The sequence below is a fragment of the Clostridium grantii DSM 8605 genome, assembly GCF_900129965.1.
Taxonomy (GTDB): Bacteria; Bacillota; Clostridia; order Clostridiales; family Clostridiaceae; genus Clostridium_AF; species Clostridium_AF grantii.
The window spans coordinates 31,433-45,443 of record NZ_FQXM01000023.1; the positions used below are offsets into that span (position 1 = coordinate 31,433).

Below are 14,011 nucleotides of genomic sequence, written 5' to 3' on the forward strand. Positions count from 1 at the left end.
ATGTTATTGATGAACCTTCAGTTATTCGCACACAAAAAAGGTGTGGGTAGTTCTAAAAACGGAAGAGACTCTCATTCTAAAAGACTTGGTGTTAAATGTGGAGATGGACAATTTGTATTAGCAGGAAGCATTCTTGTTAGACAAAGAGGAACTAAAATCCACCCAGGAACAAATGTTGGTAGAGGCGGAGACGATACACTATTTGCTACAGTTGATGGTAAAGTTAAGTACGAAAGACTTGGTAAAGATAAGAAAAAAGCTAGTGTATATCCAGTAGATGTTGAAGCAGCAATCGCAGAATAATAATTAGCACCCTTATTAGGGTGCTTTTTTATCTGTTATTGGACATAATTAAATATAGATAGAGAAATAAATTGAAAAAGATTAAACTATATCATGGAATATAGTTAAAGGTGGTGTACTAAATGTTTTTAGATAAAGCCAAAATATTCGTTAAATCAGGTGATGGTGGTAATGGATGTGTTGCATTTAGAAGAGAAAAATATGTTTCAAGAGGTGGCCCAGAAGGCGGAGACGGTGGAAAGGGCGGAAGTGTAATCCTTGTAGCAGACAATGGACTAACAACCCTTTTGGATTTTAAATATAAAAGAAAATTTGTTGCCGAAACAGGAGTAGATGGATCAAGAAGTAAGTGCTCAGGAAGAAAAGGTGAAGATCTTTTAGTATATGTTCCTGTAGGTACAGTAGTAAAAGATGATGCCACTAAGAAAATTATAGTTGATTTAGCTAATGAAGGAGATCAATATATAATTGCTAAAGGTGGAAGAGGCGGAAGAGGAAATCAACATTTTGCCACTCCTACAAGACAGGCACCAGAATTTTGTGAACCTGGAATGCCAGGAGAAGAAAGAGAAATATTTTTAGAATTAAAACTATTAGCTGATGTAGGATTACTTGGTTTCCCTAATGTTGGAAAATCAACTCTTATTTCTGCAGTTTCTAAAGCAAGACCTAAAATTGCAAACTATCATTTTACAACTTTGCAACCAAATCTTGGAGTGGTAAAAGTAGAGGGAGCACCAGCATTTGTAATGGCAGATATCCCTGGTATTATTGAAGGAGCTTCAGAAGGTGTAGGGCTTGGAATTGAATTCTTAAGACATATCGAAAGAACAAGAATTTTAATACATGTGGTTGATATATCTGGAATAGAGGGCAGAGATGCTTTAGAAGATTTCAAAAAGATTAACAAAGAACTTCATAATTACGACATAAAGTTAACAGATAGACCCCAAATTATAGCAGCAAATAAAAGTGATATGTTATTTGACGAAGAAGTCTTTGAAAATTTCAAAGCTGAGCTTAATAAAATGGGATATGATAAAGTATTTAAGATTTCTGCAGCTACAAAACTAGGGGTAGAAGACTTGATGAAAGAAGCAGTTGAATTGCTTTCAACTATTCCGGTAAAACAACTTGAAATTGATGAAAGTGAGTTTTTTGTGCAAGAAGAAAAACGCTTTACTTATGAAATTAATATAGTGAATGACGTTTATGTTGTATCAGGAAGTTTTGTAGATAGAGCTCTATTGAGTATAAATATAAATGAGCCAGATTCATTAAGATATTTCCATAAAGTTCTTAAGAACAAAGGAGTTTTAAACGATCTTGTAGAAATGGGAATTCAAGATGGAGATGTTGTAAGATTAAATGATTTTGAATTTGAATACATGTAAGGAGGAACTTAATTGTTAACAAACAAACAACGTAGTTATTTGAGAAGTCTTGGACATAAATTGGAACCAATTTTTCACCTAGGCAAAAATGGGTTTGATGATAATTTCTTTAAAGGAGTTAATCAAGCACTTGAATCTAGAGAGCTAATAAAAATCAAAGTTTTAAATAACTCTGATTATGAAGCAAGAGAAGCATCAGATATTTTGTGTAAAAAAATAAATTGTGAAGGCGTTCAAGCAATTGGAAGCGTATTTGTAGTTTATAAAAAATCAAAAGACAAACCAAAAATAGAATTACCAGTATAGCCGCAGATAACTGCGGCTTTTTTTTTATTGCGCACTTTAGAGAATAAAATGGTATAGTTGTAAATAATATTTTGAGAATTGTTAATAATATAAATAAGAAAGAATTAAGGAATAATTAACAAAAATCATTTATTATTGAGGTGATATTATGAGACTTCCAGAACATATCGGTATAATTCCAGATGGTAATAGAAGGTGGGCAGTTATAAATGGAATGACAAAGGATAAAGGCTATGAAATAGGAATTGATCCAGGATTATTTTTGTTTAAGTTGTGTCAAAAGGAAGGGGTTAAAGAAATTACTTTTTATGGCTTTACAACTGATAATACAAAAAGACCAGCAGAGCAACGAGTAGCATTTACGGAAGCGTGTATAAATGCGGTTAAATTACTTTCCAAAGAAGATGCTTCATTATTAGTAGTGGGTAATACAGAATCAACAATGTTTCCTAAAGAATTATTGCCTTATACAAAAAGAAAAATTTTTGGAAAAGGAGGTATTAAAGTTAATTTTTTAGTTAATTATGGTTGGCAGTGGGATTTGAATTATTTAAAAAAAGCCGATGAAAAAAATAAGAATATAACTAATAATATTATGTCAAATGATATTTCTAGGGTTGATCTTATCATTAGATGGGGAGGGAGGAGAAGACTTAGTGGTTTTTTACCTGTACAATCCATTTATGCAGACTTTTATGTGATAGACGACTATTGGCCTAGCTTTAAACCACAACATTTCTATGACGCTTTAAAGTGGTATGATGATCAGGATGTAACTTTGGGTGGGTGATAGGTTGATTCATAATAGTATTTATTATTATACAATATAGAATATGACATTAATAGGTTTTAAGTAAAAGAAAAAGATTTTTCCAACGCTAATAGAAGGAAAAATCTTTTTCTTTTTAAAATTAACAACTTACTTTATACAAACCTGAATATAAGTCCAGGTTATTTTAACCACAAGGATATACATTATACCTTTATTAATGATTTTATATATCCTTTTAGTGAAATTTTAATAGAAAGTGAAGATAAAATAATTATATTAGAAGAAGCTTATTTAGATTATATACTTGGATATTCTTGTTTTAAGAGAGATAGAGAGTATTTAGAAATAATTAAAGAACTGAATTTAAAATCTATGGAGGAATATAAAAATGGTTTATTATAAATATAAAAAAGAAAAACTAGAAGAAAAATTTTCTGAAAGTAAAGTGTTTTTAGTTCGGATTAGAGAATGCTTAAAAAGAAGTCCCAATAGCGAGGATGAAATTGTTGATGAAGCAATGATTTCATACTTTAACTCTTTTGTGAGTTTATAATTGATATGTGTGAAACATATCTAGTTTCTACTGATAATTTTATTCCAAATAAATCAGGTCCAGAAATATTACAGATAGTTTCTAATAATGTTTCTTTTTTTGTTCAATTTTACTGCTTTAATAGAAAATTAGTTGTATAACGTAATTTAGATACTTTAAAATGGCAGCTGCAAACACGGCTCAATTTGGTATAAGTTATCAAGAAGCTGTTACTTTTGCTAGACTTGAAGAGGCACCAGTAGTGTGTATAGCAGCAATTATTCAACACAATACTTCAGGATTTGCATCTATTAAAGAAAAAGGTAAGGGGAAAAGACATAGTTGTTACTTCAGAGTTCTTGGAGTATAAAAGAAAACTTATGAAAATATTGCAAATTACTAATTAAATTTAAGACTGTGGATAAATTTGAAACCCAAATTTATTCACAGTCTTTTGGTTGAAAATATCTATACTGTAAATATATTAGTTATAACAGTTATACAGCCCATAACTATTATAAGATATAAAACAATTTTATCAAAAATTTTGTCCTTTATTTTTTTTGTTATGATTATCCCCAATAAGGAGCCAATTATTAGTGCAACAATATTAGTTTTCAATAAATGAAAAAAATCCGTTGACAACATATCGTTATAGGCAAAGGTCATAATAGTGAATATGTTTATAACAATGGCATAAAATGTCAAGTTAGCCCTAAAGCTATTTTTATTGTATCCTTCGTTACTTAAAAACAATACCACAGGGGGACCACTCATTGATAATCCTCCATTAAGGATACCACTTATAAGTCCTGTTATTGAAAATGCAACCATCTTATTCCTAAAATTTAATTTATATCCTTTCATCATAATTACTGAAGTCGTAACAATAAGAAATCCAATGACTATTTTTAACAAATTAGGATTTAGATATTTAAGACCAATTACGCCTATTGGTATTCCAATTAAGCCAGCTATAATCATTAGCCATATTTCTTTTATCTTTATAAATTTCAATGTGGAGAGTACCACTGTTATATTTGTAAATAAACTACACACCACAATTAGTGGTACGATATCTGATAGGGGAAACATAAGAGTTAATAAGGGTAGTGATATCAAGGCAAATCCAAATCCAACTAACCCTTGAATTGTACTAGAAAATAAAATTATAAATGATGAAAAGATAATTTTTGTAAAATCATTCATTTCAAATCCTCCTAATTAAAAGTTGTTTAGAATTCTATAGAAAACCTTTTCTATAGTTTATCATAATCTAAAAATGTGGTCAATATATTTATAATTTATGTGACTTCCATTTATATGACTTCAAAAACAGATAAATCCTATTTTCATAGCATGATTATATAAAATAAGTGAATTTTAGTGATTTTTTTAGGAATAATCTTTTGGTTATATGAAATAAAAGGTTATTGGCATTTGACAATAAGAAAAAATAGGAGTATTATGAAAGTGGCAAATGCCAATATACATATACATATTAGGAGATGATTTTAATGGCAGAATGTAATACATGTCCATCAAATGAAGGATGTTCAAAGGATAAAGGAAGTTGTATGATTGAAAACAATCCTTTAAACAATGTAAAAAAGATAATTGGAGTTATGAGTGGAAAAGGAGGAGTAGGTAAATCTTCAATTTCTGTACTTATAGCAAAACAATTAAAAGAAATGGGATATAGTGTGGGAGTATTAGATGCGGATATAACAGGACCAAGTGTTCCAAGATTGCTTGGATTAAAAGATAAAAAAGCCATTGGAGCAGAGAATATGTTGCTTCCAGTTGAAACAAAGGATGGTATAAAAGTTGTATCATTGAATTTATTAACAGAAAATGAAGATGATCCTGCAATTTGGAGAGGTCCTGCAATTTCAAACATAGTTAAACAGTTTTGGACAGGAGTTTATTGGGAAGAACTAGATTATTTAGTAATTGATATGCCGCCTGGAACTGGGGATGTGGCTTTAACAGTAATGCAAACAATGCCAATAGATGGGATTGTAATGGTTTCTGTACCTCAAGATCTTGTTTCTATGATAGTTTCAAAAGCTGTAAAAATGGCAAGAAAGATGGATGTTAATGTACTAGGGGTTATTGAAAATATGAGTTATATATCTTGTCCAGATTGTGGTAAAAAAATACAATTATTTAATGGGGAAAGCACTCAAAAATTCTTAAAAGAAATGGATTTAAAACTTTTAGGAGAGTTGCCAATGTTAAATAGTGTAAGTGATTTGGCTCAGCAAGAATATGGATCAATAGATGAAAGTCTTCAAGCATTTTTTAATCCTATAGTAACAAAAATAATAAAAGATATGGAGGAATAAAAATGAAAATAGGAATTTCAGCAAATGGAAAAACCACTGAAGATAACTTAGATATTAGATTTGGAAGATGTGAATATTTTCAAATTCATGATACTGAAACTAAAGAAGTTAAAGTTTTAGAAAATGAAGGTCAAAATGCTAGTGGTGGCGCAGGTATAGTTGCATCTAATCAATTAATTGAGGAAAAAGTAGATACTATTATAACAGGAAATTTAGGGCCTAATGCTTTTGAACTTATTGAAAAAGCAGGAATTAAGGCTTATAAGTGTGCTGGTATTGAAATTATTTCTGCTATTGAAAAATACAATAATGGGGAACTTGAAGAGATAAGTATCTCTGGTCCGGCACATCATGGGGGAAACCATTAGATTGGAGATGAGTATATAGTGAATATTGCAGTACTTAGTGGAAAAGGGGGAACCGGTAAAACTACAGTTTCTACTAATCTTGCTCTTGCGCTAAAGTCGAATTATATAGATTGTGATGTGGAAGAACCAAATGGTTTCTTGTTTTTAAAACCTGAAATAAAGGAAACACAAAAGGTTATGGTTGAGTACCCAAGTATTGATGATAATAAGTGTATTTCTTGTGGAGCTTGCGTAACTGCTTGTCAGTTTAATGCTCTTGCAAAAGTAAAAGAGGATATTATACTTTTTCAAAAATTATGTCATGGTTGCGGTGCTTGTGAAATTGTGTGCAAATATGGAGCTATAACTTACAAGAAAAGAGAAATAGGTAAGATTGAAAAAGGCACTACAAGGAATATAAGTTGTAGCAGAGGGGTTTTGAATATAAGCGAGCCTATGGCAGTACCAGTTATAAGACAGTTACATGCAAAGCTAACTGGAGAAATTAATTTAATAGATTGTCCTCCAGGAACCTCTTGTAATGTGGTAAATTCTTTGAAATATGCTGATGCGGCTATTCTGGTTACGGAACCTTCAGAATTTGGACTCCATGATTTAAAAATGGCTGTAGAACTTGTGAAGATGTATGATATACCTTTTGGTATAGTCATAAATAAAGATGATGGAAAAGCTAATATTATAAAAAAATATTGCAAAGAAGAAAAAATAAATTTGATGGGGGTAATCCCTTATAGAAGAGAAACAGCAATTCTTTATTCTAAAGGAGAAATACTGTATGATGATTCAAAACATAAAGATCTATTTGATAAACTTTCAAAGGAAGTAAAGGAGGTGCTATCTTGGAATTAGTTGTTTTAAGTGGAAAAGGTGGCACAGGGAAAACTACCATTGCAACAGCAATTTCTGAACTTGCTAAAGAAGTTATAAGAATTGATTGTGATGTGGATGCTCCTAATCTTTATCTTTTTTATAAGGGAAAGGATATCGAAAAAACAGAATTTATAGGTGGCAAAAAAGCCATTATAAATATGGAACTTTGCGTTAAGTGTGGAAAATGTCAAAATATATGCAGATTTCATGCTATAGAGAATTTAAAAATAAATTCTTTTGCTTGCGAAGGGTGTGGTGCTTGCACATTAGTTTGTCCCAAAAATGCCATAGAGTTAAAAAATGAAAAAACAGCAGAAACATTTATTACTAAGCTGGATAAAGGAATAATTTCAAGAGCAGAAATGGAAATAGGTAGTGACGGTTCAGGAAAATTAATAACTCATTTAAGAAAAAACGGTAAAAGATTCAATGATAATGAAAAATTAACGGTAATAGATGGATCGCCAGGCATTGGATGTGCAGTTATATCTTCTATAACAGGGAGTGATGCAGTTTTAGTTGTTACAGAACCTACAAAATCGGGACTTGAAGATTTGATGAGAGTAGTAGCTTTATGCCAGCATTTTGGAATTTTTACTATGGTATGTATAAATAAATACGATATAAATGAAGAAGTTGCTATGGAAATTGAGAATTTTGTAGCAAGTAAGGATTTAAAATTAGTTGGTAAAATTCCATATGATGAAACAGTTATGAAATCAATTAATGAATTAAAACCTATAACTTGTTATAAAGATAGTATAGCTGAAAAAGCTATTGAAATCATGTGGAACCATATAAAAAGTGTTTTATAAAATAAAAATATAATGGAGGAATTTTAAATGAAAATAGCAGTTGCAAGTGATGGAAATTTTGTAAGTGGACATTTTGGACATTGTGAAGGGTTCACAGTTTATGAAGTAGAAGAGGGAAAAGAATTAACAAAGAATTTTGTGGCAAATCCAGGACATAGACCAGGATATTTACCAGTATTCTTAAAAGAATTAAATACAAATGTTATTATTGCAGGTGGAATGGGTGAAACAGCTCAGCAATTGTTTAACGATAAAGGTATTGAAGTTGTGGTTGGAGCACAAGGATCATGTGATGAACAAGCACAAAAATTTATAAAAGGTGAATTAGAATCAACTGGAAGTGTATGTAAAGAGCATCAACACGAAGGAAATTGTAATGGATAGTCATAGTGGGTAGTGACCTAAATCAAAATGCTAAAGTGTTCAAAAAAATTTTAGCTAGAGATGGGCATAAATTCACAAAGGAAAGACAGTTGGTTTTAAACATTGTTTTAGGTAGTAAAATCCACTTAAGTGTAAAAGAAATATATGAAAAAATAAAATCTGAGAATATAGGACTTGCTACAGTATATAGGACCTTAAAATTATTTAATCAATTAGGAATAGTAAAAGAGATAAACATTAATGGAGCAAGTTTCTATGAAATGAAAATATTTAGTGGTAATCCCTTGCATATTCATTTTAAATGTGAAAAGTGTAATAGTATAATTGATGTATATAGTGAAAATATTAATTTTGATTATATAAAATTAAATAGCAAAATCGAAGCGGAAAATGATATAGAAATCAATGACGCTGATATTATGTTCACAGGATTATGTAGTAAGTGCAGGGAGGGATTAAAATGCCAAGACCCACAAAAGCAAGAAGAGTAGAATTCTTTCCGGAAAACACTTACTTTATTCCATTAGGAAAAGCAAAAATTAATATGAAGGAAACAGTTTTAAAAGTAGAAGAACTTGAGGCTATGAGATTAAAGGATATTGAGGATTTAAATCAAGAGAAGTGTGCAGAAAGAATGCAAGTATCAAGACAAACTTTTCAAAATATTATAGATAGTGCAAGAAAAAAAATGGCCATTGCTTTAACAGAAGGAAATGCTATAAGTATTAGTGGAGGTAATTATAGGGCAACATTTTGCAAGTTTAAATGTTTTATTTGTGGTAATACTTATGAAATAAATTATGAACAGGATAAATATCTTTGCCCTATTTGTGGCTCCCACAAAGTTATGTGCAGTAAAAAAGCTGGTTTTTGCAAAAAGTGGTGTAAAGAGAAACCTGCGAAGGATAATGAGTGATATATTATATTAATACATCAAGGTTAATAGGTTACATCAAACCTATTAACCTTGATGTATTTGCAACTATAAAACAAATAATAATACCGGTAACAGTAGGCACCAGAATAGAAACAAGGGTCCATTTAAAACTCTGAGTTTCTTTTTTTATGGTTAAACATGTGGTAGCACAAGGCCAATGCATTAAAGAAAACAGCATTACACATACAGCAGTTAAAGGAGTCCAACCATTAGCTACAAGAAGACTTCTTAATTGATCAAAACTGTCAAGTTCAAGCAAGGAACCAGTTGACATATAGCTCATAATTAAAATGGGAATAACTATTTCATTTGCAGGAAATCCTAAAATAAAAGCCATTAAAATATAACCATCTAAGCCAATAAGTTTAGCAAAGGGATCAAGAAAATGAGCACAGTGACTTAAAATACTTATGTTTCCTATATAAAGATTGGCCATTATCCATATAACAAGACCTGCAGGGGCAGCAACTACTATTGCTCTGGCCAATACAAATAAAGTTCTATCAAAGATGGACCTAACAATAACTTTACCTACCTGTGGTTTTCTATAGGGAGGTAATTCTAAAGTGAAAGCGGAGGGCAATCCTTTCAAAATCGTTTTTGATAATATTTTGGATATTATTAATGTAATCATAATTCCTAGAAGAATTACTCCAGTTAGAATTAAGGTAGATACTACGGATTGAAAGGGAGCTTTTATTACCCCTGAAAAAAACATAATTATAATTGCTATAAGTGTAGGAAATCTTCCATTGCAAGGAACAAAGTTGTTGGTTATAATTGCAATTAGCCTTTCTCTAGGAGAATCAATTATTCTACACCCTATTATACCAGCAGCATTACACCCAAAACCCATACACATTGTTAAAGCTTGTTTTCCGCAAGCACAAGCTTTTTTAAAATAGTTATCAAGATTAAAAGCAACTCTAGGTAGATATCCAAGGTCTTCTAGTAATGTGAAGAGGGGAAAGAAAATAGCCATGGGGGGTAACATAACCGAAATTACCCAAGCAAGAGTTCGATAAATCCCTTCAACTAATAATCCATGTAACCATGGTGGTGCATTTAACCAAGTGAAAAAATCTGTAAGTTTATTCTCTACCCAAAATAATCCACTGGAAATTATTTGAGAAGGTATGTTTGCACCTGTAATAGTAAGCCAAAATATTAAAGCAAGAAGAAGAATCATAATTGGAATTCCAAATTTTTTTGAGGTTAGATATTTATCTATTTTTCTATCTGTTTTATTATAGTTTGTATCTTTAATAGAAACCACAGTGCTGTTAATTTTTTCAGCCGTTTTAACTAGGTGGCAAACAATGGAGTCCCTTAATGCATCAGCATCAATACCTTCAGATTTAAGAAAATTTCTTGCTTCATAAACTTCATTCATCATATCCTCATATTTAGTAAGATTAAAGTTAAGATATTTATTAATAGAAGTTAGTAAGGTTTCATCTCCATCTATAAGTTTTAAAGCTACCCATTTAGCATTAAGTTTGTTTTGCAGATTAGATGAAAGTACAATTTCAAGCTTAGCTATAGCTTTTTCTATAGAAGAATCATAACAAATCTTGATAATATTTGGATTGATTTTATTTGATGAAATAAGAAGAACTTTATCCATTAATTCATTTAATCCTTTGCCACTAATAGCACTGGTTCCTACCACAGGAACTCCAAGCTGACTAGATAAATTATCTAAATCAATATATATTCCCTTTCGTTTTGCTTCATCCATTAAATTAACACATACAACAACTTTAGAAGTAATCTCTAGTGTTTGTAAAACAAGATTTAAATTTCTTTCTAAACAAGTAGAATCTACTACAATTACTGTTGCATCTGGATTGCCAAAGCAAATAAAATCTCTAGCAACTTCTTCTTCAACGGAATTTGACATCAAAGAGTAGGTGCCGGGAATATCAACTAAAATAAAATTAGTATTTTTATAAGCATAATTGCCCTGAGCATTTGTAACAGTTTTGCCAGGCCAGTTGCCGGTGTGTTGTTTTAAACCTGTTAGATTATTAAAAATAGTGCTTTTGCCTACGTTTGGATTACCGCCTAAAGCAATAATTTTATCTTCAGAAGAAGTTTTATCAATTCTAAGTTCTTTTTCAAGAACGTTTATTTCATTTATTTTATTGGGTAGACCCATAAATTACCTCCTGAAAAACAGTGATATTTATATAATTTATAAATAGAAGTATAAATAATAAATTAAAGGGTCTCTACTAAAATAGTTGAAGCTACTTCAGAACGAAGAGCGATAACAGTTCCTCTTATAAGATAAGCAACTGGATCTCCAGAGGGGCTTTTATGCAAAGCTTCTACAATAGTATCATCAATCAATCCCAAGTCTAAAAGCCTTCTTCTTAAAAGTCCATGAGAAATAAGTTTCTTTACTCTACATTTTTTACCAATGGGTAAAGTGTTAAGTGTAATGTAATAATTGTTCATATAAAAATAGCGCCCCTTTAGTATTAAAAACTTTATCTATACTAAAATATGATAGGGACAGATAAATGGTTATTAGTAATGAAGTTTTACTTAACTTTAAACTAGTTTTTTTTCTTGTACTCACGAGGAGATAAGCCGGTTATTTTTTTGAAAGATTTGTAGAAATTTGAGTAATCCTTAAATCCTACTGTCATATAAAGTTGATTAATAGGCTTGTTTTTTAACATAAGTTCTTTTGCTTTCATTATTCTTTTATAGGTTAAGTATTCCATCAAAGTAAATCCAGTATTATCTTTAAAATAATGACTTAGATAATATTTATTAAGGAAAAATTTTTCCTCAAGCAAGTCAAGGGTGATTTTAGAACCAAGATTTAGATTTATATAATTTAGCAGATTTGAAGTTAAATCATCGCTAGATATAAAATTGGAACCTATTTCTTGTTTTGCATAAAGCTTATTTATAAGTATAAGCAATTGAATGAGATATGTTTTTAAAAGTAACTGGTTTTCAATATTATTTACTTTGCTGCATATTTCAACTTTAGTTAATATATAATCAAGCTCATTTAAATCCTCATTTGTTGCCTTAAGTAAATTGTTGTGACCTAATTTTTTGTTTTCAAAGCAAGATAGCAAATTATATTTGTTAAAATCAAGTATATTTAAAATCTCAGGTTTGAAATGAAGTACTTTGCGTTCATATATAGTGTCTGAATTTATAAATAACCTATGAAGTTCTTTGTTGTTAATAATTAAAATATCATTTTTTACAAGAGAGTAACAAGTTCCCTCAATGTAGGAGGTAACCTCTCCTGAAATGAGGAAGTATATTTCATAACCATCGTGAACATGGGTGGAATATTCATAAGGGGCATTGTCAATACTATGATGGAACCATAAATTGTTATTAATATGCTGGAGTGAAGAATTAGTTTCCATAAAATCCACCTTTCTTTGTAGATATTCTATATACATATATTATACAGCAATATTTGCAATGTTTTAAACAAATAAAGCAAAGTTTTATATGGTACCATTTACATAAGAGGTGATTATGATATGAATAAGTTTATGGATAAAAATTTCTTGCTTTATAATAATAAAGCAATTGAGTTATTTGAAAATTATGCAGCAGATATGTCTATATTCGATTATCATTGCCATTTAGATCCTAAGGACATATGGGAAGATAAAAGATTTACCAATATTACAGAGGCTTGGCTTTATGGGGATCATTATAAATGGAGAGCCATGAGAAGTAATGGGGTAACTGAGGATTATATAACAGGAGATAGAAGTGATTACGAAAAATTTGAGGCATGGGCTAAGACTATGCCATACCTTATAGGAAATCCTTTATATAGTTGGACACACTTAGAACTTCAAAGATATTTTGATATTTATGAGGTATTGTGTGAAGAAAACGCTAAGATTATATGGGATAAAGCTAATGAAGTTATAGCAAAAGTGCATTTTAGTGCAAGAGGGATTATTGAAAAATCAAAAGTTAAAGGTATTTGTACCACAGATGATCCTACAGATGATCTTGCATATCATAAAAAGATAGCTAATCTTGATGATTTTGAAACTAAAGTTTTACCAACTTTTAGACCAGATAAAGCTTTGGAAATAAATAGTCCTTTATTTAAGGAATGGGTGATGAAATTATCACAGGTTTCGGGTAATGAAATAAATACTTATGATGAATTTATTGATGGATTAAAATCAAGAGTTGAGTATTTTCATGAAGTTGGATGCAGAATTTCTGATCATTCATTAAGTGCGGTTTTCTATGAGAGAGGAACTTTCAGTGAAATACAAGAAATATTTAGCAAGGCTTTAAACAATGAATATGTTGAAAAAATAGAGGAAGAAAAATTTAAGACTTATACAATGAATGAACTTGGTAGAATGTACTCAAATAAAGAATGGACTATGCAGCTTCATTTAGGAGCTATGAGAAACAATAATAGCAAAATGTATAATGCATTAGGTGTTGATGTGGGCTTTGACTCTATAAATGATTTGGCTATTGCAGAAAATTTGTCTAAACTTCTTAATTCCTTGGATTCATGCAATAGTTTACCCAAAACTATACTATACACTTTGAATCCAAAAGATAATTATGTTTTAGGTACAATGGCTGGAAATTTCCAAGGAGATGGAATACCAGGTAAAATTCAATTTGGAACTGCATGGTGGTTTAATGATAATAAAGATGGAATGGAAAGCCAAATGAAGGCTCTTTCAAATCTTGGAGTTTTAGGAAGATTTTTAGGTATGCTAACTGATTCAAGAAGTTTTCTTTCTTACACAAGACATGAATATTTCAGAAGAATTTTATGTAATATGATTGGAGAATGGGTGGAGAAGGGCGAATATCCTGATGATAATATTATGCTAGAGAAAATAATAAAAGGCATTTGCTTCAATAATGCAAAAGAGTATTTTGGCATAGATGTTAGGAATTAATGATTGAACTATTGAACTAATGATTGTTTTAATGAGGCATTATTT

Annotated in this window: 18 protein-coding genes; 14 read left to right on the forward strand and 4 right to left on the reverse strand. The window is 30.4% G+C overall.

Translation table 11 applies throughout. The features are described 5' to 3' along the window. From rpmA to BUB83_RS16350, 6 genes are all read left to right on the forward strand, one after another. On the forward strand, nucleotides 1-303 hold the full coding sequence (rpmA, locus tag BUB83_RS16320) for a 50S ribosomal protein L27 (protein ID WP_073339703.1): 303 nt from the start codon (nucleotides 1-3) through the stop codon (nucleotides 301-303). 122 nt (nucleotides 304-425) lie between these two features. Then, nucleotides 426-1,697 carry a GTPase ObgE gene (gene obgE, locus BUB83_RS16325; RefSeq protein ID WP_073339704.1) on the forward strand — a complete coding sequence of 424 codons (1,272 nt, stop codon included), beginning with the start codon at nucleotides 426-428 and terminating at the stop codon, nucleotides 1,695-1,697. A gap of 12 nt (nucleotides 1,698-1,709) precedes the next feature. Further along, nucleotides 1,710-2,003, forward strand: a complete 294-nt coding sequence (gene yhbY / locus BUB83_RS16330; RefSeq protein ID WP_073339706.1) for a ribosome assembly RNA-binding protein YhbY — start codon at nucleotides 1,710-1,712, stop codon at nucleotides 2,001-2,003. Nucleotides 2,004-2,151: 148 nt separating this feature from the next. Beyond that, a complete protein-coding gene (locus tag BUB83_RS16335; RefSeq protein WP_073339708.1) occupies nucleotides 2,152-2,793 on the forward strand; it encodes an undecaprenyl diphosphate synthase family protein in 642 nt (213 codons plus the stop codon). 370 nt (nucleotides 2,794-3,163) lie between these two features. Continuing rightward, a complete protein-coding gene (locus tag BUB83_RS16345) occupies nucleotides 3,164-3,328 on the forward strand; it encodes a hypothetical protein (RefSeq protein ID WP_242950699.1) in 165 nt (54 codons plus the stop codon). Between the two features lie 160 nt (nucleotides 3,329-3,488). After that, nucleotides 3,489-3,677 carry an ABC transporter substrate-binding protein gene (locus tag BUB83_RS16350; protein WP_084133630.1) on the forward strand — a complete coding sequence of 63 codons (189 nt, stop codon included), beginning with the start codon at nucleotides 3,489-3,491 and terminating at the stop codon, nucleotides 3,675-3,677. 98 nt (nucleotides 3,678-3,775) lie between these two features. Here the strand turns inward: BUB83_RS16350 and BUB83_RS16355 are convergent, their stop codons facing one another. Next, nucleotides 3,776-4,516 carry a sulfite exporter TauE/SafE family protein gene (locus BUB83_RS16355; protein WP_073339709.1) on the reverse strand — a complete coding sequence of 247 codons (741 nt, stop codon included), beginning with the start codon at nucleotides 4,514-4,516 and terminating at the stop codon, nucleotides 3,776-3,778. 308 nt (nucleotides 4,517-4,824) lie between these two features. On the opposite strand from BUB83_RS16355, the gene BUB83_RS16360 reads away from it, so the two are divergent. The 7 genes from BUB83_RS16360 to BUB83_RS16390 are packed head-to-tail and all read left to right on the forward strand — an operon-like array spanning nucleotide 4,825 to nucleotide 9,008. Beyond that, nucleotides 4,825-5,655, forward strand: a complete 831-nt coding sequence (locus BUB83_RS16360; RefSeq protein WP_073339711.1) for an Mrp/NBP35 family ATP-binding protein — start codon at nucleotides 4,825-4,827, stop codon at nucleotides 5,653-5,655. 2 nt (nucleotides 5,656-5,657) lie between these two features. Then, the gene (locus tag BUB83_RS16365; RefSeq protein ID WP_073339712.1) at nucleotides 5,658-6,023 is read left to right on the forward strand and encodes a NifB/NifX family molybdenum-iron cluster-binding protein; all 366 of its coding nucleotides are present in this window, start codon (nucleotides 5,658-5,660) and stop codon (nucleotides 6,021-6,023) included. A gap of 18 nt (nucleotides 6,024-6,041) precedes the next feature. Next, nucleotides 6,042-6,872 (forward strand): ATP-binding protein, encoded by an 831-nt coding sequence (locus BUB83_RS16370; protein WP_073339713.1) that lies wholly within the window; start codon nucleotides 6,042-6,044, stop codon nucleotides 6,870-6,872. Next, nucleotides 6,863-7,708, forward strand: coding sequence for an ATP-binding protein (locus BUB83_RS16375; protein ID WP_073339714.1), 846 nt, complete (start codon nucleotides 6,863-6,865; stop codon nucleotides 7,706-7,708). The genes BUB83_RS16370 and BUB83_RS16375 overlap by 10 nt, the downstream gene beginning before the upstream one ends. 27 nt (nucleotides 7,709-7,735) lie before the next feature. Beyond that, nucleotides 7,736-8,092: a NifB/NifX family molybdenum-iron cluster-binding protein gene (locus tag BUB83_RS16380; RefSeq protein WP_073339715.1), complete on the forward strand. Its 357-nt coding sequence runs from the start codon at nucleotides 7,736-7,738 to the stop codon at nucleotides 8,090-8,092. A gap of 5 nt (nucleotides 8,093-8,097) precedes the next feature. Then, a complete protein-coding gene (locus BUB83_RS16385; protein ID WP_073339716.1) occupies nucleotides 8,098-8,583 on the forward strand; it encodes a Fur family transcriptional regulator in 486 nt (161 codons plus the stop codon). Continuing rightward, entirely contained in the window at nucleotides 8,553-9,008 is a 456-nt protein-coding gene (locus BUB83_RS16390) for a DUF134 domain-containing protein (protein ID WP_073339718.1), read from the forward strand. Before BUB83_RS16385 ends, BUB83_RS16390 begins: the two co-directional genes overlap by 31 nt. Before the next feature lie 31 nt (nucleotides 9,009-9,039). On the opposite strand, the gene feoB is transcribed toward BUB83_RS16390, so the two are convergent. The 3 genes from feoB to BUB83_RS16405 all read right to left on the reverse strand — a co-directional run bounded on the left by feoB (nucleotide 9,040) and on the right by BUB83_RS16405 (nucleotide 12,433). Next, entirely contained in the window at nucleotides 9,040-11,190 is a 2,151-nt protein-coding gene (feoB, locus tag BUB83_RS16395) for a ferrous iron transport protein B (protein WP_073339719.1), read from the reverse strand. A gap of 62 nt (nucleotides 11,191-11,252) precedes the next feature. After that, nucleotides 11,253-11,492: a FeoA family protein gene (locus tag BUB83_RS16400; protein WP_073339721.1), complete on the reverse strand. Its 240-nt coding sequence runs from the start codon at nucleotides 11,490-11,492 to the stop codon at nucleotides 11,253-11,255. A 101-nt stretch (nucleotides 11,493-11,593) separates the two neighbouring features. Continuing rightward, the gene (locus BUB83_RS16405; RefSeq protein ID WP_073339723.1) at nucleotides 11,594-12,433 is read right to left on the reverse strand and encodes an AraC family transcriptional regulator; all 840 of its coding nucleotides are present in this window, start codon (nucleotides 12,431-12,433) and stop codon (nucleotides 11,594-11,596) included. Nucleotides 12,434-12,553: 120 nt separating this feature from the next. Between BUB83_RS16405 and uxaC the strand changes: the two genes are divergently transcribed. Then, the gene (gene uxaC, locus BUB83_RS16410) at nucleotides 12,554-13,966 is read left to right on the forward strand and encodes a glucuronate isomerase (protein ID WP_073339724.1); all 1,413 of its coding nucleotides are present in this window, start codon (nucleotides 12,554-12,556) and stop codon (nucleotides 13,964-13,966) included. Nucleotides 13,967-14,011: the final 45 nt, after the last annotated feature.